Annotated in this window: 22 protein-coding genes; 14 read left to right on the top strand and 8 right to left on the bottom strand. The window is 67.8% G+C overall.

The genetic code is table 11. The annotated features are described in order from the left end of the window. Positions 1–9: 9 nt before the first annotated feature. The 6 genes from E7811_RS09330 to ccoS all read left to right on the top strand — a co-directional run bounded on the left by E7811_RS09330 (position 10) and on the right by ccoS (position 5775). Positions 10–210, top strand: a complete 201-nt coding sequence (locus E7811_RS09330; RefSeq protein ID WP_136394373.1) for a cbb3-type cytochrome c oxidase subunit 3 — start codon at positions 10–12, stop codon at positions 208–210. A gap of 4 nt (positions 211–214) precedes the next feature. After that, positions 215–1105 (top strand): cytochrome-c oxidase, cbb3-type subunit III, encoded by an 891-nt coding sequence (gene ccoP, locus E7811_RS09325; RefSeq protein ID WP_136394372.1) that lies wholly within the window; start codon positions 215–217, stop codon positions 1103–1105. Between the two features lie 381 nt (positions 1106–1486). Continuing rightward, positions 1487–2917 (top strand): cytochrome c oxidase accessory protein CcoG, encoded by a 1431-nt coding sequence (ccoG, locus tag E7811_RS09320; protein WP_136394371.1) that lies wholly within the window; start codon positions 1487–1489, stop codon positions 2915–2917. 5 nt (positions 2918–2922) lie between these two features. Continuing rightward, on the top strand, positions 2923–3381 hold the full coding sequence (locus E7811_RS09315; RefSeq protein WP_136394370.1) for a FixH family protein: 459 nt from the start codon (positions 2923–2925) through the stop codon (positions 3379–3381). A gap of 4 nt (positions 3382–3385) precedes the next feature. After that, positions 3386–5599: a heavy metal translocating P-type ATPase gene (locus tag E7811_RS09310; RefSeq protein WP_136394369.1), complete on the top strand. Its 2214-nt coding sequence runs from the start codon at positions 3386–3388 to the stop codon at positions 5597–5599. Positions 5600–5616: 17 nt separating this feature from the next. Continuing rightward, entirely contained in the window at positions 5617–5775 is a 159-nt protein-coding gene (gene ccoS, locus E7811_RS09305; RefSeq protein ID WP_136394368.1) for a cbb3-type cytochrome oxidase assembly protein CcoS, read from the top strand. Positions 5776–5811: 36 nt separating this feature from the next. On the opposite strand, the gene E7811_RS09300 is transcribed toward ccoS, so the two are convergent. The 3 genes from E7811_RS09300 to E7811_RS09290 all read right to left on the bottom strand — a co-directional run bounded on the left by E7811_RS09300 (position 5812) and on the right by E7811_RS09290 (position 9198). Then, the gene (locus E7811_RS09300; RefSeq protein WP_136394367.1) at positions 5812–6504 is read right to left on the bottom strand and encodes a fumarylacetoacetate hydrolase family protein; all 693 of its coding nucleotides are present in this window, start codon (positions 6502–6504) and stop codon (positions 5812–5814) included. Between the two features lie 58 nt (positions 6505–6562). Then, entirely contained in the window at positions 6563–8185 is a 1623-nt protein-coding gene (locus E7811_RS09295) for a D-alanyl-D-alanine carboxypeptidase family protein (protein WP_136394721.1), read from the bottom strand. 284 nt (positions 8186–8469) lie between these two features. After that, entirely contained in the window at positions 8470–9198 is a 729-nt protein-coding gene (locus E7811_RS09290; RefSeq protein WP_136394366.1) for an HAD family hydrolase, read from the bottom strand. A gap of 172 nt (positions 9199–9370) precedes the next feature. Here E7811_RS09290 and clpS point away from each other — a divergent pair, with 172 nt between their 5' ends. The 3 genes from clpS to E7811_RS09275 are packed head-to-tail and all read left to right on the top strand — an operon-like array spanning position 9371 to position 11531. Beyond that, on the top strand, positions 9371–9691 hold the full coding sequence (gene clpS / locus E7811_RS09285) for an ATP-dependent Clp protease adapter ClpS (protein WP_168732977.1): 321 nt from the start codon (positions 9371–9373) through the stop codon (positions 9689–9691). Positions 9692–9718: 27 nt separating this feature from the next. Next, the gene (locus E7811_RS09280; protein ID WP_136394364.1) at positions 9719–10714 is read left to right on the top strand and encodes a class I SAM-dependent methyltransferase; all 996 of its coding nucleotides are present in this window, start codon (positions 9719–9721) and stop codon (positions 10712–10714) included. A gap of 10 nt (positions 10715–10724) precedes the next feature. Then, positions 10725–11531, top strand: coding sequence for an SDR family NAD(P)-dependent oxidoreductase (locus E7811_RS09275; protein ID WP_136394363.1), 807 nt, complete (start codon positions 10725–10727; stop codon positions 11529–11531). 15 nt (positions 11532–11546) lie between these two features. Here the strand turns inward: E7811_RS09275 and E7811_RS09270 are convergent, their stop codons facing one another. Further along, positions 11547–11939, bottom strand: a complete 393-nt coding sequence (locus E7811_RS09270; protein ID WP_136394362.1) for a putative periplasmic lipoprotein — start codon at positions 11937–11939, stop codon at positions 11547–11549. Between the two features lie 119 nt (positions 11940–12058). Here E7811_RS09270 and hemF point away from each other — a divergent pair, with 119 nt between their 5' ends. Then, positions 12059–12922, top strand: coding sequence for an oxygen-dependent coproporphyrinogen oxidase (gene hemF / locus E7811_RS09265; RefSeq protein WP_136394361.1), 864 nt, complete (start codon positions 12059–12061; stop codon positions 12920–12922). An 81-nt stretch (positions 12923–13003) separates the two neighbouring features. Further along, positions 13004–13363 (top strand): hypothetical protein, encoded by a 360-nt coding sequence (locus E7811_RS09260; protein ID WP_136394360.1) that lies wholly within the window; start codon positions 13004–13006, stop codon positions 13361–13363. 226 nt (positions 13364–13589) lie between these two features. On the opposite strand, the gene hemE is transcribed toward E7811_RS09260, so the two are convergent. Then, complete coding sequence (gene hemE, locus E7811_RS09255) at positions 13590–14621, bottom strand: uroporphyrinogen decarboxylase (protein ID WP_136394359.1); 1032 nt, start codon at positions 14619–14621, stop codon at positions 13590–13592. A 103-nt stretch (positions 14622–14724) separates the two neighbouring features. On the opposite strand from hemE, the gene hemC reads away from it, so the two are divergent. After that, positions 14725–15669, top strand: coding sequence for a hydroxymethylbilane synthase (hemC, locus tag E7811_RS09250; protein WP_136394358.1), 945 nt, complete (start codon positions 14725–14727; stop codon positions 15667–15669). Here the strand turns inward: hemC and E7811_RS09245 are convergent. Continuing rightward, positions 15656–16864: an MFS transporter gene (locus tag E7811_RS09245; protein ID WP_136394357.1), complete on the bottom strand. Its 1209-nt coding sequence runs from the start codon at positions 16862–16864 to the stop codon at positions 15656–15658. The genes hemC and E7811_RS09245 overlap by 14 nt on opposite strands. Before the next feature lie 9 nt (positions 16865–16873). After that, positions 16874–18286 (bottom strand): FAD-binding oxidoreductase, encoded by a 1413-nt coding sequence (locus E7811_RS09240; RefSeq protein WP_136394356.1) that lies wholly within the window; start codon positions 18284–18286, stop codon positions 16874–16876. Between the two features lie 105 nt (positions 18287–18391). On the opposite strand from E7811_RS09240, the gene mnmH reads away from it, so the two are divergent. Further along, positions 18392–19441 (top strand): tRNA 2-selenouridine(34) synthase MnmH, encoded by a 1050-nt coding sequence (gene mnmH / locus E7811_RS09235; protein ID WP_136394355.1) that lies wholly within the window; start codon positions 18392–18394, stop codon positions 19439–19441. Positions 19442–19462: 21 nt separating this feature from the next. On the opposite strand, the gene selD is transcribed toward mnmH, so the two are convergent. Continuing rightward, a complete protein-coding gene (selD, locus tag E7811_RS09230; RefSeq protein ID WP_246020343.1) occupies positions 19463–21643 on the bottom strand; it encodes a selenide, water dikinase SelD in 2181 nt (726 codons plus the stop codon). A gap of 244 nt (positions 21644–21887) precedes the next feature. Between selD and E7811_RS09225 the strand changes: the two genes are divergently transcribed. Further along, positions 21888–23930 carry a hydantoinase/oxoprolinase N-terminal domain-containing protein gene (locus E7811_RS09225; RefSeq protein WP_136394353.1) on the top strand — a complete coding sequence of 681 codons (2043 nt, stop codon included), beginning with the start codon at positions 21888–21890 and terminating at the stop codon, positions 23928–23930. Positions 23931–24003 lie beyond the last annotated feature (73 nt).

Genomic DNA, 24003 nt, shown 5'->3' with positions numbered 1-24003 from the left:
GGGGGCGGAATGGAAACCTATTCCTTCCTCCGCCAGTTCGCGGACAGCTGGATGCTTCTGTTCATGATGATCCTGTTCCTGGGTGTGGTGGGCTTCGCCTTCCGCCCGGGCAGCCGGAAAGTGCAGAGCGAGGCTGCGAATTCGATCTTCCGCAACGAGCGCAAGCCCGCTGCGGAAGCCACCACCGGCCCCAACTCGAAGGAGGCGTAAGACCATGTGCGCCAAGCAAGTGAAGACGAAGCCCGGCGAGGTCGAGACGACAGGCCACACCTGGGACGGCATTGAAGAGTACAACAACCCCCTTCCGCGTTGGTGGCTGTGGACCTTCTATGTCACGATCATCTGGTCGATCGGCTACATGATCCTCTATCCGGCATGGCCTCTGGTGTCGCGTGCGACGCAGGGGATCTGGGGCCAAAGCCCCGCCGGGGATACCCGGCTGGCCGTCGCCGAAGAGATCAAGCGCTTTGACGACGCCAATGCCGAGATCAAGGCCAAGCTGATCGCGGCCGACCTGACCGCCATTCCGGGCGACCAGGAACTGAACCAGTATGCGACGGCGGCAGGGGCTGCGGTGTTCCGCACCCATTGTTCGCAGTGCCACGGTTCCGGTGCGGCGGGCGTTCAGGCCGGCGGCTACCCGAACCTGCTGGATGACGACTGGCTGTGGGGCGGCACGATGGAGGACATCCATTACACCGTCACGCACGGGATCCGGAACACGACGGATGGCGATGCCCGCTATTCCGAGATGCCCCGGTTCGGTGCCGACCAGCTGCTTGAGACCGCGCAGATCGAAGAGGTCGTGGAATACGTCCTTCAGATCTCGGGGCAAGAGCATGACGCCGCCAAGGCGGCAGCCGGTGCGACGGTGTTCGTCGACAACTGCGCCGCCTGCCACATGGAAGACGGCTCTGGCGACCGGACGCAGGGCGCCCCGCGTCTGAGCGATGCGGTCTGGCTTTACGGCGGGGATCGCGCATCGGTCACGGAATCGGTCGTCAACGCCCGTTTCGGCGTGATGCCGAACTGGAACGCGCGCCTGAGCGAAGACCAGATCCGCGCCGTGGCGGCCTATGTCCACGGTCTGGGCGGCGGCGAATAAGCGACGCCTCGAACGTGTCGGAAACGGCCCCCGTCGGGGGCCGTTTTCATTTCCGCACCCCCCCGGTGACCGGCCTGCGACAGAATGACCGGGGCACGAAAGCTCACGTTCATTTGACTCAAGTCAATGTGCGGTCCCGGAAGGCGCGGCATTCTTCAACCTGACCTTGGGCTTATCGGTCTGGGGCCAAGCACCGGCACCCCATCCTGTTCGCGCGTTTCCTGGGGGTGCCGGTGCTTTTTCATTTCTGCCCCGGGGTCCGGGCGCACGAAATGCCGCATTTGATAGCTGTATCCTGAATGCAATTTTTGATGCAGGTCAATGTTCAGCGTGCCGCAAAAGGCCATACCAGCCCAAAATGCCGCCAACCGGAGAGAGTCCGTGACTAGTCCCGATACCGAACCGCAATCCCTTTACGCCGCGCGCGAGCCGGTCTTTCCCAAGCGTGTCAAGGGCGCTTTCCGGACCCTGAAGTGGTGGCTCATGGCGGTGACGCTGGGCATCTATTACATCACGCCCTGGCTGCGTTGGGATCGCGGGCCGCAGCTGCCCGATCAGGCGGTGCTGATCGACATGGCGAACCGGCGGTTCTTCTTTTTCATGATCGAGATCTGGCCGCACGAATTCTATTTCGTCGCGGGGCTTCTGATCATGGCCGGGCTTGGCCTGTTCCTGTTCACCTCGGCCGCCGGGCGGGTCTGGTGCGGCTATGCCTGCCCGCAAACCGTGTGGACCGACCTTTACATCCTGGTCGAACGCTGGGTCGAGGGCGACCGCAACGCGCGGCTGCGGCTTCACCGGCAGAAATGGGATTTCGAGAAGTTCCGCAAGCGGATGGTGAAATGGGCGCTGTGGCTGCTGATCGGGCTCGCGACCGGTGGCGCCTGGGTGTTCTACTTCACGGATGCGCCGACGCTGGCGGCGAACCTTCTGGCGGGCACCGCCCATCCCATCGCCTACACCACCATTTTCGTGCTGACGGCAACGACCTTCCTGTTCGGCGGGTTCTTCCGCGAACAGGTCTGCATCTATGCGTGCCCCTGGCCTCGCATCCAGGCCGCGATGATGGACGAGGACACGATCACCATCGCCTATCGCGAATGGCGGGGCGAGCCGCGCGGCAAGCTGTCCAAGGGCGGTGTGGCCGCGGGCAACGGCGACTGCATCGACTGCATGGCCTGCGTCAACGTCTGCCCCATGGGCATCGACATCCGCAACGGCCAGCAACTGGCCTGCATCACCTGCGGCCTGTGCATCGACGCCTGCAACGAGATGATGGACAAGATCGGCCGCCCGCGCGGGCTGATCGGCTATCTTGCGTTGACCGACGAGACCCGCGAACGCGAGGGGAAAGACCCGAAATCCGTCTGGAAGCATATCTTCCGGGTGCGGACGATCCTTTACACCACGCTGTGGTCGGCCGTGGGCATCGCGCTTGTCGTGGCGCTGTTCCTGCGGTCGCCGATCGACGTCAACGTCTCGCCCGTCCGCAACCCGACTTTCGTGACCCTGTCGGACGGCACGGTGCGCAACACCTATGACGTGCGCCTGCGCAACAAGCAGGGCGATACGGTGGCCTATACGCTTTCGGTCACTTCCGGGGCGCCGGTGGCGATCCGGCTGGAAGGCGAGGACGATACCACCGTCGAGGTCGGCGCGCAGGAAACCTATGCGATCCGCGTCTATGTGGAAGCGGCGCCCGGCACGCCAGCCGCCAGCACCGACCGCACCGACATCCGGCTGTGGATCGAGGATGCCAGCGGCACAAGCCGCGTGTACCATGACACGGTGTTCAACGGGAAAGGACAGTGACAGCCATGGGTGAAATCACCGGACGCAAGGTTCTGATTTTCACGGTGACGGCCTTCGGGATCATCATCGCGGTCAACGTTGTCATGGCGTGGAAGGCGATATCCACCTTCCCGGGGCTGGAGGTGAAGAACTCTTACGTCGCCAGCCAGACATTCGACGCCGAACGCGCCGCGCAGGCATCGCTGGGCTGGACGCTGGCGCATGATTATGACGCGGCGGCGGGCGAACTGCGGCTGACCTTCTCGGACAGGCAGGGCGCCCCGGTCGAGGTGCAGGACCTGTCCGTCCTGGTCGGGCGGACCACGATGGCCGATGAGGATCGCCGCCCTGAATTCGTGCGGCACCTCGGGGCCTATTCCGCCCCCGTCGCGCTGGCGCCGGGCAAGTGGATGCTGCATGTCAAGGCGCGGGCGGCCGACGGAACGGCCTTTCAGCAGCGCATCGACCTTTTCGTGAAAGGCTGACCGGATGACCGCCGTCGAACGGATCGACACCGGGGATGCGGGGCATGTCTCTCCCTCCGCCTGTCCGGCCTGTGCGGTGGCCCCGTCCGCCGAACGGCTGGCCGAACTTTCGGCGCGCCGCAACGCGCGCCTGATGCTTTCCGTTCCGGCCGCCCATTGTGCGGCCTGCATTTCCACGGCGGAAGGCGCGGTGCAGGACGTTCCCGGCGTCCGTTCGGCGCGGATGAACCTGACGATGCGGCGGATTTCCGTCGATGCCGATCCTTCGGTCACGGTCGATCAGGTGATCGCTGCGCTGAAGGGCGTGGGCTATGAGGCGCACGAACTGGATGCGGGGCTTCTGTCCGCGACCGAGATGGACAAGCAGGGCCGCGACCTTCTGATGCGGCTTGGCGTGGCCGGTTTCAGCATGATGAATGTCATGCTTCTGTCGGTCGCCGTCTGGTCGGGGGCGCAGGATGCGACGCGCGACCTGTTCCATTGGATTTCCGCCGCCATCGCCCTGCCGACGGTGATCTTCGCCGGGCAACCCTTCTTTCGCAGTGCGTGGAATTCGTTGAAGGCGCGGCGCCTTGGCATGGATGTGCCGATCTCGCTTGCGATCATCCTCGCGTCGTCGATCTCGCTTTTCGAAACCTTCCATTCCGGCCATCACGCCTATTTCGACGCAGCGGTGATGCTGACCTTCTTCCTGCTGGCGGGGCGTTACCTTGATCACCGGACGCGCGCCGTCGCCCGGTCTGCGGCCGAAGAGCTGGCCGCGCTGGAAGTGCCGCGCGCCACGCTCATGCGGGACGGCGAGGAAAGCGTCGTGCCGATTTCAGAACTGGTCGCCGGCGACCTGGTGAAGGTGCGTCCGGGCGGCCGGATGCCGGTCGACGGGGTCGTGACCGAAGGCACCTCGGAAATCGACCGGTCGCTTCTGACCGGCGAAAGCCTGCCAGCCTGGGCGGGCGAGGGCACCATCGTTGCCGCGGGCGAGGTCAACCTGACCGGACCGCTGACCGTGCGCGTCACCGCCGCCGGCCGTGATTCGAGCCTGCATCGCATGGCCGATCTCGTCGCCGTGGCCGAGGCCGCCAAGACCCGCTACACCAGTCTGGCCGAACAGGCGGCAAGCCTTTATTCGCCGCTGGTCCACCTGCTTTCCTTCTCCGCCTTCGGGTTCTGGATGTGGAAGACGGGCGGCGACCTGCGCTATGCGATCAACATCTCGGCCGCGGTTCTGATCATCACCTGCCCCTGCGCGCTTGGGCTTGCCGTTCCTGCGGTTGTCACCGCTGCCAGCGGGCGCCTGTTCCGCAAGGGGCTGTTGATCAAGGACGGCACCGCGCTGGAACGTCTGGCCGAGGTCGATACCGTCGTCTTCGACAAGACCGGCACCCTGACACTGGGCGCGCCCGAACCGACGAACCTGGGCGATCATCCGCGCGCGGCGCTTGAGGTTGTGGCGGCGCTGGCGGGGGTTTCCTCGCACCCGCTGGCCACCGCACTGGCGCAGGCCACCCGCGCGGCGGGCATCCATCCGGCGCGGGTCGAGGACCTGCGCGAGGTTCCGGGCTTTGGCGTCGAGGGCACCTGGCGTGGCACCCGCGTCCGTCTGGGCCGGGCCGAATGGTGCGGGGGCGATGCGCTTCCGGTCACCGCGACCTATCTTTGCACGGGCGAAGGCGCCCCCCGCGCCTTCACCTTCGCCGACCGCCTGCGCCCCGGTGCCGAAGAGGCGGTCAGCGCCCTTGCCCGCCAGGGCAAGCGCGTGATCCTTCTGTCGGGCGATACCGAAGGCGCGGTGGCCGATCTGGCCGAACGCCTGGGCATCCGTGAATGGGTGGCGGGCGCGCTTCCGGCCGAAAAGGCCGCCCGCGTGGCCGATCTGACGGCGGAAGGCGCGCGCGTCCTGATGGTGGGCGACGGGTTGAACGATACCGCCGCGCTGGCCTCGGCGCATGTATCGATCTCGCCCGCCTCGGCGCTGGATGCGGCGCGGGTCGCCTCGGATATCGTGCTTTTGGGCAAGGACATGGCCCCGATCGCCGATGCCGTCCGGATCAGCCGCCAGTCGCGCAGCCGGATCAAGGAGAATTTCGCGATCTCGGGGCTTTACAACGTGGTGGCCGTGCCTCTGGCGCTGGTCGGTATGGCAACGCCTCTGGCTGCGGCCTTGGCGATGTCCCTGTCGTCGATTACCGTATCGCTCAATGCGCTGCGTCTGAAGTAACCCACAGGACACCCATCATGGAAATCCTTACCATCCTGATCCCCGTGTCGCTGTTTCTGGGCGGTGTCGGGCTGGTGGCGTTCTTCTGGGCGCTGAAGAAGGGGCAGTTCGACGACCCTCAGGGCGACGCGAACCGCATCCTGACCAAGGATTGGGACGACCGTCCGAAGCCGTGACCGCAACGGCCGTCCGTCACCGGACGGGCCGGGCACTCAGCCAAGCGTGACGGTGGCGGGCGCCATGCCGTCGATCTCGACCGTGCAGGTCTGGCCGCGTGTCACGGGGCCGACCCCGGCGGGGGTTCCCGTCATGATCAGGTCGCCTGGCGCAAGCGTGACCATCCGCGACAGGAAGGCGATGATATGGGGCACGTCCCAGATCATCTCGGCGAGGTCCGCATCCTGCGTCACCTTGCCGTCGACGCGGCAGCGGATGCGCCCCTTGGGCACGTCGCGGCCCGGATGGACGGTGCCGATCACCGCCGAATTGTCGAACGCCTTGCCCATGTCCCACGGCCTGCGCGCCTGCTTGGCCAGCGCCTGAAGATCGCGCCGCGTCAGGTCGTTTCCGGTGGCATAGCCATAGACATGCGCCAGCGCGCCTTCCGCAGGAATGTCGGCCCCGCCCGTCGCCAAGCAGACCACAAGCTCTGCTTCGTGGTGCAGGTCCGCCGTGGCGGGCGGGAAGGGGATGGTGGCGCCATGCTGCACGATGGCATCGCCGGGCTTGGTGAAGAAGAACGGCGGCTCCGCCTCGGGGTCGTGACCCATCTCGCGGGCGTGTTCGGCATAGTTGCGGCCCACGCAAAAGATGCGCCTGACCGGAAAGCGCGCGGCCTGGCCCGCGACCGGAAGGCTGGGCTGGGGCGGGCAGGGCAGGACGAAATCGGGCTTGGGTTCGGTCATGGGCACCTCCGGTCGGGGCAGAGTGCCGCCACGGCCGGGGATGTTCAAGGGTGCTGCGTCACGGCCCGATGGTAAAGCACTGGGTGCCACGGGCCTGCAGGCGGCGGCAGGCCAGGTCGGCCTGTTCCTGCGTAAGCCCCATGTAGTTGGCATCGAACTTGCCGCCCTTCTGCACCACCTTCTGCAGGCCGTTGTTCAGCGTCGCGCTTTCGGCCAGCGCCGTCTGCATCAGCGCCCGTTCGGCCTGCCCGCGCGACGTGAAGCGCCCCACGTTCACACCCCAATGACGCCCGCCCGAGGTGGAAATCCGGGTGACGATGGCGGTGGGTTCGGGGGTGGGGGCCTCGGCCAGGACGGGGCCCATCGGGGCCGCCGTGTGGATGATCTGGCGCAGCTTTTCGGGCTTGGGTTCCGGGCGCGGGCTGACGACGGTCATGGCCGCCAGTTGCACGTTGGCGGCGTCCGCCTGGTCAAACGCGGCCAGAGCCTCGGTTTCGGCCGATGCCATGGCGAAGGGGCTTTCAGGTGCGGGCGTCTCGGCGGTTGCGGGAACCTCGGCCAGTTCGGTGGGCACGACCTCGACCGCCGCTTCCGCCGGGGCCTCGGTTGCGGGTTCCAGCAGGGCCTCCGGGCGCGGTTCGGGGGTGATCGCTGCACTCAATCCCGCGACTTCGGTAACGGCGACAGGTTGCCCGGGTTCGGCGGCAGCCGTTTCAGGCTCCACCGCTGCGGCCAGCGCACCGGCGATGCTGTCCTGCATGGCCACAACCACTTCGGCCGCTGCGTTCGGATCGACCGCCGTCGGGCGATGCTGCGGGCGGGGCGATTTCGTCGGCGCGGTGACCAGACGGATGGTCTTGCCGACCGACCGGCTGTCGCTGTCGGCCGAAGCGATGACATCCTGCCCGATGGCTTCGGCTTCCGGGTCGGCGGCATAGACGGGCGGGGCCGGTTCGTTCACTGGCGCGGAATTCGGGGCCGAACGGAAGCCGATATCCAGAAGGTCGGCCATCTTCGCGTTGCGTGCCGCGGTCGAGGCGCCGCCGAAGACAGTGGCGATGATCCGCTTGTTGCCGCGCTGCGCCGAGGCGGTCAGGTTGAAACCCGCAGCCTGGGTATAGCCGGTCTTGATCCCGTCGGCGCCTTCATAGGCGTCAAGGAAACGGCGGTTCGTGTTCGACACCTGCGCGATCCCCGCATCCGTCGTCCGGCGCGAGAAGATGTTATAATACTGCGGATAATCGAAGAACAGTCGCCGTCCGAGGATCGACATGTCGCGCGCGGTCGAAAGATGCCCGCTTTCGGTCAGGCCATGGGCGTTCTTGAAGGTGGAATTCTTCATCCCGATGGCCTTGGCGGTGCGGTTCATCCGTGCGGCGAATTTCGCCTCGGAGCCTCCGACCGCTTCGCCGATCGCGGTGGCCGCATCGTTGGCCGACTTGATCGCCGCGGCGCGGATCAGGTGGCGCAGCGCGATTTTTTGGCCGGCCTTCAGACCCAGGCGCGAGGGCGGTTCACTCGCCGCGTTCTTCGAGACGGTCACCATCGTATCAAGCGAGATCTCGCCGCGTTCGATCGCCTCGAAGGCGATGTAGAGCGTCATCATCTTGGTCAGCGAGGCCGGGTGCAGGCGGGTGTCGGCGTTCTTGGCGTGCAGCACCTCGCCGGTGCGGGCATCCATGACCAGCGCGGCATAGGGGGCTGCCCCGGACGGGCCTGACGAACAGGCCGCAACAAGGAAAAGCCCGGCGATCAATGTGAAAATGCGGGCGCCCTGCCCGAGTAGCCGTGTCACGACACTGCCCCTTTTCGACCTGCCTCTGATGCCCCACTTTTTTTGTTGGGGCTTGTTCTGCTTTGATCAGGCTAGCACAAACCTGGCGCTGCGGAAAAGCCCCTTGTTTCAATGGGTTTGGGTCCGGTCTTCAGGTGTGGCGGGTTTGCCGAGGCCGGCGGGCTGCCACCTTATGTTGTGATCTCGACCAGAGAAGACACAATTTCCGGTAGTCCACCAAGGTCCGGCAATTCGTGAAACCGGGGGTGGCCCTCGGGGGCGTCGGCCTCTTCGATCGCCCAGGTCAGCCCGTGCGGCACAAAGACGCCCCAGCCCCCCGCCTCGATCGCGGGCAAGACATCGGATTTCATCGAGTTGCCCACCATCATCGCACGGTCCGGGCCTTCGCCATGACGATGGAAGATCCGCCGGTAGGCCTCGGCGGTCTTGTGCGACACGATCTCGACCCCGTCGAACAGCTCGCCCAGCCCGGATTGCGCCAGCTTGCGTTCCTGATCCAGCAGGTCCCCCTTGGTGATCAGCAGCACGCGAAACTCGGCGGCAAGGCTTTCCACGGCGTCGCGGGCATGAGGCAAAAGCTCGATCGGGTGTTCCAGCATCTCGCGTCCGGCGGCCATGATCTCGGCGATGACGGCGGCGGGAACGCGCGCCGCCGTCACCTCGATCGCCGTCTCGATCATCGACAGGACAAATCCCTTCACGCCGAAACCGTAATGCCCCAGATTGCGCCGCTCTGCCGCCAGAAGCCGGTCGTGCAGGTGGTCGGGATCGGCATAATCCGACAGAAGCGAGGTGAAGCGGTCCTGCGTCATCCGGAAGAAGGTTTCGTTCTGCCACAGCGTATCGTCGGCGTCGAAGCCGATCGTGGTCAGGGTGCGGTGGCGCGGGGTCAGTGTCATCCTGTCGTCCATCTGTCGCGGCGCGTCGCGGCACTGTCGCGCGACGCCACGGGGCATGCAAGGGCGGTGCCCCTTTTCGCCCGGTCAAAAACCGCTATAGTATCGCGCGTAACAAGCTCAATCGAATCCCGCCTTAACGGAGCCCCGACCGGTGACAGATCGCCCCTTCCAGATGTCCGATAAAGATGGCGGGCGGGATGGTGATCCGGCGGTCCTGACCAAGACCAGAACGCGCACGCAGCGCCCGCCGATGTACAAGGTGCTGCTGCTGAACGACGATTACACGCCGATGGAATTCGTCGTGCATGTGCTGGAACGGTTCTTCGGCATGAGCCATGCGCAGGCGTTCGAGATCATGCTGACGGTCCACAAGAAGGGCCTGGCCGTGGTCGGCGTCTTTTCGTTCGAGGTGGCAGAGACGAAAGTGGCGCAGGTGATGGATTTCGCGCGCCGCCATCAGCACCCGCTGCAATGCACGATGGAAAAGGAGTAGGCCGCAGGTCGGCCGCCCGGATATCCCATGCGATCCACCCGCCTTTCCCTTGCGCTGGAAACCGGCGCCCTTGCGCTGCCCGCGACCGGTGCGCTGGCCGTCTACGGCCCGCATGATGCCGATGATATGGCGGCTTTCGACAAGACGCGGGTGAAGGCGGTGCAGGGCCATTTCCCCGATCATCGCAGGCTTTCGGCCATGGGTTTTGACATGGCGGCGGAAGGCCCGGTCGAAGGCGCGTCGGCTGCCGTCGTCATGCTGCCAAGGTCCAAGGAACAGGCCCGCGCCATGCTGGCCGAGGCTGCGGCCTCGTTGCCGCACGGGGCGCCGGTGATCGTGGACGGGTTCAAGACGGACGGCGTCGAGGGCGTGTTGCGCGACCTGCGGGCGCGCCTGCCGGTCACCGAGCCCATCTCGAAGGCACACGGCAAGACCTTCGCCTTCGTCGCCGGTCCGGAACTGGCCGACTGGACGGCAATGCCGCGCGAGGTCGAGGGTGGGTTCCGCACCGTGCCGGGTGTGTTTTCCGCCGATGGCCCCGATCGCGGATCGGTCCTGCTGGCGGCGGCGCTGCCCGATTACCTGCCGGGTTACAGTGTCGATCTGGGGGCGGGCTGGGGCTTTCTTTCGCGGGCCGTGCTGGCCCGCAAGGGCGTGAAGCGGCTTGATCTGGTCGAGGCCGATCATGCCGCGCTGACCTGCGCGCGGGTCAACGTGACCGATCCCCGTGCCCGGTTCTATTGGGCGGATGCCACCGAATACCGCGCCGACGGCCATGCCGACCATGTCATCTGCAACCCGCCCTTCCATGCCGGGCGCGATGCCGATCCGGCGTTGGGTGTCGCCTTCCTGCGCGCGGCGGCGGGGATGCTTTCGCCCGAAGGCGATCTGTGGCTCGTGGCCAATCGCCATCTCCCCTATGACCGCGCCCTGAAAGAGCTGTTTCAGGATGTCGCTGAAATCGGCGGGGATTCCGCCTTTCGCCTGACCCGTGCCGCCCGCCCGATCCGGCGCCGCCGATAGGAGAACGCCCATGTCCCTTTCCATCGCAGGCAAGACCGCCATCGTGACCGGGGCCGCCAATGGCATCGGTCTCGCCATTGCGCGGCACTTCGTTGACAAGGGGGCGAACGTGATGTTCGCCGATATCGACGAGGACCGGCTGGATGCGGAACTGGGCGACGAGGCGCGGGGCGAAGGCCCGGTCCGCATGTTCGCGGGCGACCTGTGCCAGAAGCTGACGGTGGCGAACCTGCTGTCGGCCACGGTCGACGCTTTCGATCGGATCGACATCCTGGTGAACGCGAGCCGGCAGATGCAGGTCTCTGATCCGCTGGACCCCGAGGGCGACGGGGTCGAGGCCATGCTGCGGCAGAACCTGATGACCAGCCTGCGCCTGTCGCAGATGACAGCCAGGCGGATGATCGCGCAGGCCGAGGCCGATGGCCGCGACGGCCCCGTGGGTGCCATCGTCAACCTGTCGTCGATTGCCGCGCATCGTGCGCAGCCGGGCCTGCTGGGCTATTCCATCGCGACGGCGGCGGTGGACCAGATGACGCGGTCGCTGGCGGTGGCGCTGGCCCCGAACCGCATTCGTGTCAATGCGGTGGCCTTCGGTTCGGTGATGAGCGCGGGCTTGCAGCAGATGCTGAAGGACCAGCCCGACTATCGCGAGGTGATCGCCGCCGGAACGCCGCTTGGCCGGATCGCGGCGGCGGCGGAACTGGCCGAAACGGTACAATTCCTGGCCTCGGACGCGTCAGGCTTCATGACCGGGCAGGTCGTCACGGTGGACGGGGGGCGGGGGCTTCTTGACGCGGTCGCGGCCCCGGCCTTCTGATCGGTCACGCCCAGGCTATTCGGGGTAGGTGGCGCGGCATTGCGCGATGGCGGCTTCGGCCTGCCGGGCAAGGTCGCGGCGCTTGGCCACCATCGAGGCAAGCTTCGCCCGTTCGGCGTTGAGGTCAATGGCCTGCGGCCGGTTCACGGTGTAGCTGCCGTCGCGCAGGCAGGTGCGGGGTACCGGGTTCGGGGTCGCCGCCGTGGGGCGCGGGGTGCAATCCAGCACGACCGGGCGCGATATCGTGACCTGCTCGATCGCATAGCCCCGGGCGATGTTGCGTTCCGTTTCCGCGATCAGGCGGTCAAGCACGCGCTGGTCGCGGGTGGCGGCGGCGATGCACTGCTGCTGCGGCGTCCCGCAGGCCGCAAGGCCCATGCCAAGGATCAGAAACAGGGCTCGTTTCATGGGGCACCTCTGGTCAGGGGGCTATTCTAGGCCCCGGCCTGCCCCGATGCAAAACACATTGTGGCAGCGCCCGCCCCGTCATGCTAGGCCATGTCGGACGACCGGGAGGAGAGGCGCCGATGACCGAGGATTTTGACAGCCGCAAGGCCCGTGCCGCCGCGTGGTTCCGCGACTTGCGTGACCAGATCGTGACCGCCTTCGAGGGGCTCGAGGATCATTTCGGCACCGGCATGCCCGGCCGGTTCGAGGTGTCGGAAACCCACCGCGGGGATGACGGCGGCGGCGGGTTGATGAGCGTGATGCGCGGCGGTCGCGTGTTCGAAAAGGTCGGCGTCAACATCTCGACCGTGCACGGGGTTCTGGGCGCGCGCGCGCAAAAGGCGATGGCCGCGCGCGGCGTTCCGGGGATGGACAGCGATCCGCGGTTCTGGGCCAGCGGCATCAGCCTCGTTGCCCATATGGTCAACCCGCATACGCCTGCGGTCCATATGAACACCCGGATGTTCTGGACGCCGCATGCCTGGTGGTTCGGCGGCGGTGCCGACCTGAACCCCTGTATCGAATACGCCGAGGATACGGCGCATTTCCATGCGCAGATGAAGGCCGCCTGCGATGCCCATTCCGCCGATTATTACGAGCGGTTCAAGGCTTGGGCGGACGAATACTTTTTCGTGCCGCACCGCGGGCGGGCGCGCGGCGTGGGCGGGATCTTCTATGACGATCTCAACACCGGCGACTGGGAGGCGGATTTTGCCTTCACCCAGGATGTGGGCCGGGCCTTCCTGCCCGCCTTTCTGCCGGTGACGGAAGGGCGGGTGAATACCCCCTGGACCGAGGCCGACCGCGAGGCGCAGCTGATCCACCGGGGGCTTTATGCCGAATACAACCTTGTCTACGACCGGGGCACGAAGTTCGGGCTGGAAACCGGCCACAACGCCGATGCGGTGCTGATGAGCCTTCCGCCCGTGGCAAAGTGGACCTGACAGACGTACGGGGCGTCGAATTTTCTGCGAAAATTCGGGCCTCCGGCGGGGGTATTTGGATCAGGTTGAAGGGGCGGGCACATGGCCGACATCACGATCAAGGCGGCCTATGCGACCGTGGCAGATGAGGACGGGCTGCGGTTCGTGGGCTTCGTGACCGCCGACGAGGACGGCTATGCCCTGTTCCGCCAGCCCATGGGCGGCGGTCCGATCTGGTTCGAATTGAACGACGAGGATCTGGGTGCCGAAGATGCGGTGGAACGGATCATCCGCACCGCGACCGGGCTTGAGGTCACGATCCGCCCGGCCAGGGTATCGCGCTTCGGTTTCGCCGGATCGGTAACGATCCGTCTTGATCGCTGCGAGGGGGCCGAAGCGGCGCTTCAGGCGCTGGCGGACATGCTGGGCGACCGTCTTGAGGTTCCGCAGGCCGGGGGGTGAGTGGCCGCAGATACGGCCCCCGCGGCAGACCCCTTGCCGTCTTCGGTTGCGGTCGGCCTTCCCCCGCCCGGGGCAGGTATCCTGCGGGCTTCGGAAGGGAAAGCGGGTTCATGGCGCACAAGAGGACGACCGGAACGAAAAAGCCCTTTGTCGGCGGCGAGGCGGATTTCGTCAAACCGCAGTCGAAGCCCGCCCCGGCCAGGAAATGGGCGGCGCGGGCGGTCGGTCAGCCGCGCCGGACCGTGTCGATCATCAGTTGCACATTTGCCGGGTCGGCATCGGGCGTGATCCCGTGGCCCAAGTTGAAGATGTGCGGGCCGCGCCGGAAGGCTTCGACCACCCGGCGGGTGGCGTCGATCAGGGCCTGACCGCCCGTCACCATGTGTTCGGGCGCAAGGTTGCCCTGGACGCAGCCATCCTTCTGGACATGTTCGGCGGCCCATTCCGGCGTCACGGAATTGTCCAGCGCCACGCAATCGGCGCCGGTGGCACGGGCAAAGCCGATATATCCCTCGCCCGCCTCGCGCGGGAAGGCGATGATCGGGATGCCGGGGTGGCGGGCCTTGAGCGCGGCGATGATCGTGGCGGCGGGCCTGACGGCGAAATCGGTGAAATCCGCGCCCTTCAGCGAGCCGGCCCAGCTGTCGAACAGCTTCACCACCTCGGCCCCGGCCTCGATCTGGGCCGACAGGTATTCCACCGTGGCCTCGGTGATCCGGTCGATCAGTGCCTCGAAGGTGGCCCGGTCGGTGTTCTTCAGCGCATGGGCCGCGCCCTGATCCTTCGATCCGCGCCCGGCGATCATGTAGGTGGCCACCGTCCAGGGGGCACCGGCGAAACCGATCAGGGTGGTTTCGCGCGGCAGTTCGCGCGACAGGATGCGCACCGTTTCGTAGACCGGGGAAAGCGTGTCGTGAATGGCGGCGGTCGGCTTCAGCGCGCGGACCTGTTCCATCGTGGTGGTGGTTTCCATCCGCGGGCCTTCGCCCGTCTCGAACCAGAGGTCCGGGCCCAGGGCCTGCGGCAGCAGAAGGATGTCGGCAAACAGGATCGCCGCGTCGAAGCCGTAGCGGCGAATCGGCTGCAACGTCACTTCGGCCGCAAGCTCGGGATTGTAGCAGAGCGACAGGAAATCCCCGGCTTGCGCGCGGGTGGCGCGGTATTCGGGCAAATAGCGCCCGGCCTGACGCATCATCCAGATCGGCGGAGTGGGCAGGGTTTCGCCGCGGAGTGCGCGCAGGATCAGTTTTTCGGCCATGGATCACCCAAATGTCGCTGTCACCCTTGCCTGACGGTCCTGCGGCCCCGTGTCAAGGCAAGGGGGAGTTGTCAGGCGCATTTGCCACGGGTAGGGATGTCGCATGACACATCCGCTTCCCACCCCCGCCCATCCCCTTCGCATCGGCACGCGCGGCAGTCCGCTGGCGCTGTGGCAGGCCCACGAGGTGCGCCGTTGCCTGATGGCGGCCTTCGACCTGCCCGAGGCGGCGTTCGAGGTCGTGGTGATCAAGGTCACGGGCGATCAGGTGCTGGACAAGGCGTTGAAGGAAATCGGTGGCAAGGGGCTGTTCACGCGCGAGATCGAAGAGGCGCTGCTGGACGGCGGGATCGACATCGCCGTTCATTCGATGAAGGACATGCCGACGGTCCAGCCCGAGGGCCTGGTGCTGGATTGCTACCTTGCGCGCGAGGATGTGCGCGACGGCTTTGTCTCGCCCCATGTGGCGCGGCTGGCCGACCTGCCGGAAGGCGCGGTGGTCGGCTCGTCCAGCCTGCGCAGGCGCGCGCAACTGGCGCATCGCAGGCCCGACCTGAAGCTGGTGGAATTCCGCGGCAACGTGCAGACCCGGATGAAAAAGCTTGAGGATGGCGTCGCGGTGGCCACCTTCCTTGCGATGGCGGGGCTGAACCGTCTGGGCATTGCGCATGTCGCGCGCTCGGCGATCGAACCGGACGAGATGCTGCCCGCCGTGGCGCAGGGCGCGATCGGGGTCGAACGCCGTGCGAACGATGCGCGGGTCGAGGCGATGCTTGCCGCGATCCATGACGGGCCGACGGGCCAGCGGCTGGCGGCGGAACGGTCGTTCCTGGCCACGCTGGACGGGTCCTGCGAAACGCCGATCGCGGGGCTTGCGATCCTGGAAGGCGACAGGCTCTGGCTCAGGGGGGAAATCCTGCGCCCCGACGGATCGGACGTGATCCGCGCCGAGGCGCGCGGGGCGATTGCCGATGGCGCGGCGATGGGGGCCGACATGGCGCGGCATCTGCTGTCGCAGGCACCGAAGGATTTCTTCAGCTGGCGCTGAGGCGCCGGCGGTCCAGCACCATCAGCGCGACCGCCCCGCCGACCATCACGCCGCCGCCGATCACCGCCGCCAGCATGTAGCCTGGCACCAGCGTGCCGATCGCGAAGGCCGCGGCGGCCAGCGTATCGCCCACCACCTTCTGCACCGCCAGAAGCGCACTTGCCGTGCCGGGCCGCGCCGACAGCAGGTCCTGAAGGTAGGACAGGGGCAAGGTCAGGATCGCCGCCCCGCCGATCCCGGCCAGAACCGGGACGGCCCAGATCAGGGGCGAGCCGACCAGCAGCGGCATCAGCACCACATGGGCGGCATAGACCGCCGCTCCAAGGGCGATCAGCGTGCCGCGCGACAGGTGGCGCAGCGCCAGCGCGAGCAACAGCATGAACGGCACCTCCCACCCCGCGACCATGCCCACATAAAGTGCCACATCCGCCGCGTCCCGCCCTGCCGCGGCGTCAAACACGAGGGGCGCAAGGGCCAGGTACAGCACCGGACCGGCCGCGATCGCCCCCAGAAGGGCCACCCGGATCAGGACAGAGGGCTGCGCCAGTTCGCCAAGGGCCTGCATGACCGACAGGCCCGAGGGCTGATCCTGCCATGTGCCGCGCCCGTCCCTGGGCCAGAACGCCCAGAGAAGCGCGAAGAGGCAAAGCGCCGTGACCGTGGCGACGGGATAGACGGCCATCACATCGGCGCCCGCGCTGAAGGCGGCAGACCACAAAAGCATCGTGGCCACGAAGGCCAGCGACAGAAGGGCGCGCAGCGTCGCGATGATGCCGTCGCGCTGGTCTGCCAGATCGGCACAGGCCAGGCGCGCCAGCGCGAAGGCCTGCCCGTAAAGCGAGGCCGAGGCGGGAATGAGCAGCCCGTGGCACAGGATCAGCGTGACGGGAGAGGGATGCAGCCACATCGCCAGCGGCCCGGCCAGGGCTGCCCCACTGGCCAAAAGCGCCGCGGGCCGCCGCCGCGCCTTGCGGTCGGTCACGATGCCCGCGGTCAGCGCGGCCGCAACCCCGGTGACCGCCGCCACCACGAGGACAAGCGAGAAAGCCGCCTCCGACAGCCCCACGCGCTGCACCGCCACCAGCGACTGATAGGGGTAAAGCGAGGCGTTGACCGCACCGACCCCCAGCACGGTCAGCGCGACCAGCCGCAGCGTGGGGTTGCGAAGGACGATCGACAGCGTTCCGGGGATCATCGCGGGGGCTCAGGCCGAGGGGATGACCTTGCCGGGGTTCATCCTTCCCTCGGGGTCCAGCGCGGATTTGATCGCCCGCATCACATCCAGCGCGACCGGTGATTTCCGCCGACGCATCGAATTCAGCTTCGACAGGCCGACGCCATGCTCGGCGCTGAAGGATCCGCCCAGATCCTGCACCACATCCTCGACCGCCTCGAAGACCTCATCGGCGATGGTGTCGTCCTGCCGGGCGGGAAATACGGTGAAATGAAGGTTGCCGTCGCCCAGATGGGCCACGGTCAGCGTTTCCGCCCCCGGATCGAGATCGGGCAGGCGCGCGTGGATGCGGTCAAGGAATTCCGCCACCCGGTCCAGCGGCATGGCGATGTCGGTGTCGATGGCGGGCTTGCGGGCAAAGGTGATCTCGGCCGCGAGTTCCCGACGCTGCCACATCGTGCGGCGCTGCGCTTCGGTTCGGGCGATCTGGGCGTCCAGCACCATGCCCTCGTCCATCATCCCGGCCAGCGTTTCCTCAAGCAGCGAAACCACGGGCAGCGCGCCCGTCTCGTCGGGGGTTGAATCGCGCGGGGCGGTGGCGCCCACCTCGACAAGGATGTTGACCGCATGGCGCGGGGTGAAGGGTTCGCCAATGTCGGGGCGCGCCTCGACAAGGCGGCGCATGTAGGTGTCGGGCATGAATTCGAAGGCTTCGACCTGCCCGCCGGTCGCCTCTTGCAGGCGGTTCAGCAGGGCAAGCGCATCGGGCAGGCTGCGGGCGGCCAGTGTCGCGGTGGCATGGGCGCGGGGGCGCGGCACCAGTTTCATCACCGCCGCCGTGATGATGCCCAGGGTGCCTTCCGCCCCGATGAAAAGCTGTTTCAGGTCATAGCCCGAGTTGTCCTTGTGCAACTCGCTCATCAGGTTCAGGACGCGGCCATCGGCCAGCACAACCTCAAGCCCGAGGCAAAGCGCCCGCGTCGATCCGTAGCGCAGCACGTTCGACCCGCCCGCGTTGGTGGACAGGACGCCGCCGATCATTGCCGACCCGCGCGCTCCGAACCAGAGCGGGAAGTACAACCCCGCGGCCTCGGCCCCCTCGTGCAGGCGGTCCAGAACGACGCCCGCCTCGACGATGGCGATCCGCGCTTCGGGGCGGATTTCGCGGATGCGGTTCATCCGCTCGACCGAAATCATCAGCCCGCCGGTCGTCATCGCCCCGCCGACAAGGCCGGTCAGGCCCGACACGGGCACCACCGGCATGCCATGACGGGCCGCGATGCGCAGGCAGGCGGCGACCTCGGCGGTCGTGCCGGGGCGCGCCACGGCCACCGGATCGGCGGTGTAATGCGATGTCCAGTCGGTGCGGAACCGCGCCAGATCCGCCCCGGTCAGCACATGGTCGGCCCCGATGGCGTCTTTCAGATCAGCGATCAGGGACATGGCGCGCTTCGCCTCCATAAGGGGAATCCGGCGCGATCCTTGCCGAAACCGCGGCAAAGAACCAGAGGGATTTCCGGCGCCGCGCGGGCCTGATAGAAGCGCGCCATGGCGATCACCCTGACCTCTCTTTCCGATCTTGCGGCGCATGGCTTCGATGACATCATCGACGTGCGCGCCCCCGCCGAATATGCCGAGGATCACATCCCCGGCGCGATCAGCCTGCCGGTTCTGGATGACGAGGAACGCGCGCGGGTCGGCACGATCTACAAGCAGGTCAGCCCTTTTGACGCGCGCAAGATCGGCGGGGCGCTGGTGGCGAAGAACGCCGCCGCCCATCTGATGGGGCCGCTGGCCGACAGGCCCGGCGGATGGCGCCCGCTGGTCTATTGCTGGCGGGGCGGGCAGCGTTCGGGGTCATTCGCCACGATCCTGTCGCAGGTCGGCTGGCGGGTGGAAACCATCGCCGGGGGGTACAAGGCCTGGCGGCATCTGGTGGTGGATGCGGTATATGACCGGCCCGTGCCTTCGCGGGTGATCGTGCTGGATGGCAACACCGGTTCGGCCAAGACCGAGGTGCTGGCGCTTCTGGCGGCGCAGGGCGTGCAGGTGATCGACCTTGAGGGGATCGCCCGGCACCGCGGGTCGCTCTTTGGCGCGATGCCGGGCGGGCAGCCGTCGCAGAAGACCTTCGAGGCGGGGCTGGCGCTGGCCTTTGCCGGTCTCGATCCCGCGCGCCCCGTGGTGGTGGAGGCCGAAAGCTCCAAGGTCGGGAACTGCCGCCTGCCGCCGCGCCTGTGGCGGGCGATGGTCGAGGCGCCGCGCGTGGCGATCGCCGCCCCGCGCGAGGAACGCGCCGCCTATCTGACGCGCGCCTATGCCGATCTGGTCGCCGATCCTGTGCGACTGGTCGAGGTGATCGAACGGATGCGCCCGATGTATGCCGCCGAGGTGATCACGGAGTGGCGCGCGCTTGCCGAGGCCGGGCAGATGCAGGCGCTGGCGGATGCGTTGATGGAACGGCATTACGACCCGCGCTATGCCAAGCATCGCGCCCGGATGGCCGTGCCTGTGACCGAGGTGGCGGTGGCCTCGCTTGCCCCCGCCGCCCTGCCCGCGTTGGCCGATGATCTGGCGGGGGCGATCGCGGGGCTTTAGGCCGCGGCGCCCGTTCCCCGGTCAGCCGGCATCGTCGACCCAAAGCTGCGGTGGCCCTTCGGTGATCGTGCCGATGCGGGTCGCGGGATGATCTTCATCGGCAAGGCGTGCAAGCGTTTCGTCCGCCCGGTCTTCGGGAACCGCCGCCAGCAGCCCGCCGCAGGTCTGCGGATCGAACAGAAGTGCCGCCTCGGCGCCGTCGGTGAAGGCCATGCGCGGGGCGAAGGCCGCGCGGTTCGCCGGGGCGAGGCTAGAGGCATGGCCCAACCGCGCCAGCGCCACCGCCCCCGGCAGCATCGGCACCGACGGCAGCGCGAGGCGCCCGCCCGCGTTGGAGGCTTCGAGGATTTCCAGAAGATGCCCGGCAAGGCCGAATCCGGTGACGTCGGTCATCGCATGGGCCACGGGCGCAAGGATGGCGGCGGCGCGGTGCTGGGGCCGGTCCATCACCGCAAGGCAGGCCGCCACCTGTTCGCCAAGGATCTGGCCGGGCAGCAGTGCGCGGGCCATTTCGGCGGCAAGGACCGTGCCCGTCCCGATCGGTTTGGTCAGGATCAGGGCATCGCCCGGCCGCGCGCCGCCCTTGGTCACGATATGGCCGGCCCGTCCGGTCAGCGTCAGGCCCACAGACAGTTCCGCGCCGATGCTGGAATGACCGCCCAGGATATCGGCTCCCGCCTCGGCCAGCGTTGCCGAAAGCGCCTCCATCACCTCGCGCAGGGTTTCGACTTGCTGGCGCGCGGCAAGGCGCGGCAGCGTGACCTGCACCAGCGCGCCGTGGGGCCGCGCCCCCATCGCCCAGATGTCGCCAAGCGCGTGGATGGCGGTCAGCCGCGCGAACAGGCCGGGATCGTCCCAGAAGGCGCGCAGGTGATCGGTCGTCATCACCTCGAACCCGCCGTCGGGGCGGGTCAGGATCGCGGCATCATCGCCGGGCCCCGAGATCACGTCGCCATGCCGCGGCGCCGGAAGATGGGCGAGTGCCGCCGACAGGTCGGCCGCACCCACCTTGGCCCCGCACCCCCCACACAGCGGTTTCGGCCCCAGGGCTTCGACCACGCCCTCGGCGCGCTCGGCGGGAAGGGGGAAGGCGGGCATCGCGGGGTAATCGGCGAATTTCGCCATGAACTTGCGGTCGATCCGGTCCTTCCACTGCCAGAGCCAGCCGCCGCCCGCCCTGAGGCCGAACTTGTCGGCCACGGCGCGCCGGTCGCCGGTCGAGATCAGCTTGAGGTAATCCTTTTGCGGCTGGTAGGACCGCAAGGTCGACTTGCCCGCGAGCAGTGCGCGCAGGTTTTCAAACAGGATCGGCGCCTCGCGAACGGCGTAGACCCCCGCCTTCGGGCGCGGGGCGTGCGACAGATGCGCGGTGTCGCCCGCGGCAAGGATCGCCGGGTCCGATGTCTGAAGCGTGGGCCCCACGGTCAGGAACCCGTCGGTCAGGTCAAGTCCGGTCGTTGCCAGCCAGGCCTGCGGCTGACCGCCCGCCACCGACAGGGTGAAATCCGAGGGCAGCACGCGCCCGTCGGCCAGATGCACCGCATCCGCCGCGATGCGCGCGGCGGTCGTGTTCGTCAGGATCTCGATCCCGTAGTCGCGGGCGCGGGCCAGAAGCCTGCGCCGCGTGCCTTCGCCCATGTCGCGCAGCACGGCCGGCGCCTGTTCCAGCAGCGTCACGCGCGGGCGGTGGCCTTCGGATGTCAGCCGATGGGCCGAGGCCAGCGCAAGCTCCACCCCGCCCACCCCGCCACCGATCACGGTGATCAGCGGCTCGGCCCCGCAGGTGGCCACGAAATCGCGCCAGCGGTCGGCGTAATGCCCCAGGGGTTTCGCCGCCACGGCATGATCGGAGAAACCGGGCGTGCCCGGCAGGCCCGAGGCGATGCCGATGTCGATGGAGGCGACGTCATAGGCCACGCGCCGCCCAGAGGACAGAAGAACGTGCCGGCTGTCCCGGTCGATGCCCTCGGCGCGATCCAGGATCACCCGTGCGCCCGCGAACCGCGCCAGTCGGACCAGGTCGATGAAGATGTCCTCGCGCCGGTAGTGCCCGGCGATCAGCCCCGGCAGCATCCCGGTATAGGGGGCCGCGGGGCCGGGGTTGATGACCGTCAGCCTGACGCCCGCAAGCGGCCGCATGCCCCACATCCGCAGCACCAGCGCATGGGCATGCCCCCCGCCGATCAGGACAAGGTCTTTCACCAACGGCAGGGAAGGGGCAGGCTGCATCGGTCGGGATACCCGTGGTTTTTCCGCCTCTCTAGCGGCGAAGCGCTGCGATGGCGAGAGGGCAGGCTGCCACAGCCGCGTGATCCGAAGGGCACGGCCCGCCGCCCGACTGGTCGCAGAGCGACAGAACAGGTCGCTTCAAGGGCTGACCCTTCCGCCGCAACGCCCTATCTGCCAGAAGGCAGGACAGGGCAGACAGAACAGGGCGGGATGCGCGATGGCCTATTTCCTTGGGGTTGATACCGGGGGCACCTATACCGATGCCGTCATCCTCGACGAGGCGGCGGACCGGGTCATCGGCTCGGCCAAGTCGCTGACGACTCGCGCCGACCTTGCCCTGGGGATCGGGCGGGCGGTCGATGCCGCGCTGACCGAGGCGGGCGTTTCGGCCGCCGAGATCGCGCTTGTGTCGCTGTCGACGACGCTGGCGACGAACGCGCTGGTGGAAGGGCAGGGCGGGCGCGTGGCGCTGGTCTTCATCGGCTTCGGCGATTCCGATCTTGAACGGGGCGGCCTGACCGAAGCCCTGGGCGGCGATCCGGTGATCCGCCTTGCCGGTGGCCACAGCCACGCCGGGGCCGAGGTTGCCCCGCTTGATCTGGCCGCGCTCGAGGCCGAGGCAAACCGCCTTGGCCCGCAGGTGATGGGCTTTGCCGTGGCCTCCAGCTTTGCGACCCGCAACCCCGCCCACGAGATCGCCGCGCGCGACCTGATCCGACTCGTGACCGGGCGGCCGGTGACCTGTTCGCATGAACTTTCCGCCAACCTGAACGGACCGAAACGCGCGCTCACCGCCGTTCTGAACGCCCGGCTGATCGGGATGATCGACCGTCTGGTGGCCGCCTGCGAACGGCATCTGGCCGAGGTGGGCATCCATGCCCCGCTGATGGTCGTGCGGGGGGACGGTGCGCTGATCTCGGCCGCGATGGTCCGCGAACGGCCGATCGAGACGATCCTTTCCGGCCCCGCCGCCAGTATCGTCGGCGCGCGCTGGCTGACCGGCGAGGCCAATGCGCTGGTGTCCGACATCGGCGGCACGACGACCGATGTCGCGCTGCTGAAAGACGGCCTGCCCGAAATCGACCCGCAGGGCGCGCGCGTCGGCGGCTTCCGCACCATGGTCGAGGCGGTGGCGATGCGCACGACCGGCCTTGGCGGCGACAGCGAGGTGCATCTTCTGACCAGCGGGCTTGAGGGCGGGTTGCGCCTTGGTCCGCGCCGCTTGATCCCGGTGTCGCTCATGGCGGTCGATCACGGGCCGATGGTTCACGCCGAACTCGATCGTGCGCTTTCGACCGAGACGGCGGGCGAATTCGATGGCCGGTTCGTCCTGCCGATGGGCGGGCATGCCGAAGGGCTGACCCCGCGCGAGGCGGTGCTTCTGTCCAGGATCGGCAGGGCCATGCCCGTGGCGCGGGCGATCACCTCGCGGCTTGAGGTGGCGGCGCTTGAACGTCTTGTCGCGCGGGGTCTGGTGATGCTGTCCGGCGTCACGCCCTCGGACGCAAGCCATGTTCTGGGCCGGCTGGCGGCATGGGACGGGCAGGCATCGGAAAAGGCGCTGCGGCTCTTGGGGCGGCGGCGCAACGGCCGGGGTGAACGCTTTTCGACCGATCCGGCGCAACTTGCGCAGGCGATCATCGACCAGTTGACGCGGCAGACGGCAGAGTGCCTTCTGGAAGCGGCCTTTGCCGAGGATCCCGTCTTTGCCGGCGAGGACGCGGCTGGGCTGGCGCGCCACGGGCTATTGCTGGCCGGGCTGCGCGGCCATCGCGGCGTGGTCGAGATCAGCGCCCGGCTTGGCGTGCCGGTAGTGGGCCTTGGCGCCTCGGCACCGTCCTATTACGGCGCGGTGGGCGATCTTCTGGGGTGCCGGATGATCCTGCCGGAACATGCGGGCGTGGCCAATGCCATCGGCGCCGTGGTGGGTCAGGTCAGCCAGCGCGCGACCGGCATCGTGACAAGCCCGGCCGAGGGCCGCTTTGCCGCGCACATGCCCGACGGGGTGCAGATCTTCAACGACCGCGACACGGCGCTTGATGCGCTCGAGGCCGCGTTGCGCGCGGATGCCGAAGGCCGTGCCCGCCGCGCCGGGGCCGAGGATCTGCAGGTCGCCGCCCGTCGCGACATTCGCGAGGCCGAGATCGAGGGCAAGCCGATGTTCATCGAAGGCACCGTTTCGGTCACCGCATCGGGCCGACCGCGCGTGGCGCATCCGGTGGCAGAGGATGCGGACGGACCGCTGGCGCAGACGCTGTGAGGGCGGGCGCGGCGCTGATGCCGAACGGGTGGCGGGGCAGGGCGGCGCGGTGCGCCAATCCGCAACCGTCCGC

The organism is Aliigemmobacter aestuarii (assembly GCF_004799285.1).
Taxonomy (GTDB): Bacteria; Pseudomonadota; Alphaproteobacteria; order Rhodobacterales; family Rhodobacteraceae; genus Aliigemmobacter; species Aliigemmobacter aestuarii.
Note: the sequence above shows the minus strand (reverse complement) of the source record. Positions and strands in the feature narration are given on the sequence as shown.

Excerpts from the sequence above, each read along its gene's own strand:
- E7811_RS09330 (WP_136394373.1), top strand. The coding sequence starts at position 10 with ATGGAAACCTATTCCTTCCTCCGCCAGTTCGCGGACAGCTGGATGCTT.
- ccoP (WP_136394372.1), top strand. The coding sequence starts at position 215 with ATGTGCGCCAAGCAAGTGAAGACGAAGCCCGGCGAGGTCGAGACGACA.
- E7811_RS09315 (WP_136394370.1), top strand. The coding sequence starts at position 2,923 with ATGGGTGAAATCACCGGACGCAAGGTTCTGATTTTCACGGTGACGGCC.
- E7811_RS09310 (WP_136394369.1), top strand. The coding sequence starts at position 3,386 with ATGACCGCCGTCGAACGGATCGACACCGGGGATGCGGGGCATGTCTCT.
- ccoS (WP_136394368.1), top strand. The coding sequence starts at position 5,617 with ATGGAAATCCTTACCATCCTGATCCCCGTGTCGCTGTTTCTGGGCGGT.
- E7811_RS09300 (WP_136394367.1), bottom strand. The coding sequence starts at position 6,504 with ATGACCGAACCCAAGCCCGATTTCGTCCTGCCCTGCCCGCCCCAGCCC.
- E7811_RS09295 (WP_136394721.1), bottom strand. The coding sequence starts at position 8,185 with ATGGATGCCCGCACCGGCGAGGTGCTGCACGCCAAGAACGCCGACACC.
- E7811_RS09290 (WP_136394366.1), bottom strand. The coding sequence starts at position 9,198 with ATGACACTGACCCCGCGCCACCGCACCCTGACCACGATCGGCTTCGAC.
- clpS (WP_168732977.1), top strand. The coding sequence starts at position 9,371 with ATGTCCGATAAAGATGGCGGGCGGGATGGTGATCCGGCGGTCCTGACC.
- E7811_RS09280 (WP_136394364.1), top strand. The coding sequence starts at position 9,719 with ATGCGATCCACCCGCCTTTCCCTTGCGCTGGAAACCGGCGCCCTTGCG.
- E7811_RS09275 (WP_136394363.1), top strand. The coding sequence starts at position 10,725 with ATGTCCCTTTCCATCGCAGGCAAGACCGCCATCGTGACCGGGGCCGCC.
- E7811_RS09270 (WP_136394362.1), bottom strand. The coding sequence starts at position 11,939 with ATGAAACGAGCCCTGTTTCTGATCCTTGGCATGGGCCTTGCGGCCTGC.
- hemF (WP_136394361.1), top strand. The coding sequence starts at position 12,059 with ATGACCGAGGATTTTGACAGCCGCAAGGCCCGTGCCGCCGCGTGGTTC.
- E7811_RS09260 (WP_136394360.1), top strand. The coding sequence starts at position 13,004 with ATGGCCGACATCACGATCAAGGCGGCCTATGCGACCGTGGCAGATGAG.
- hemE (WP_136394359.1), bottom strand. The coding sequence starts at position 14,621 with ATGGCCGAAAAACTGATCCTGCGCGCACTCCGCGGCGAAACCCTGCCC.
- hemC (WP_136394358.1), top strand. The coding sequence starts at position 14,725 with ATGACACATCCGCTTCCCACCCCCGCCCATCCCCTTCGCATCGGCACG.
- E7811_RS09245 (WP_136394357.1), bottom strand. The coding sequence starts at position 16,864 with ATGATCCCCGGAACGCTGTCGATCGTCCTTCGCAACCCCACGCTGCGG.
- E7811_RS09240 (WP_136394356.1), bottom strand. The coding sequence starts at position 18,286 with ATGTCCCTGATCGCTGATCTGAAAGACGCCATCGGGGCCGACCATGTG.
- mnmH (WP_136394355.1), top strand. The coding sequence starts at position 18,392 with ATGGCGATCACCCTGACCTCTCTTTCCGATCTTGCGGCGCATGGCTTC.
- E7811_RS09225 (WP_136394353.1), top strand. The coding sequence starts at position 21,888 with ATGGCCTATTTCCTTGGGGTTGATACCGGGGGCACCTATACCGATGCC.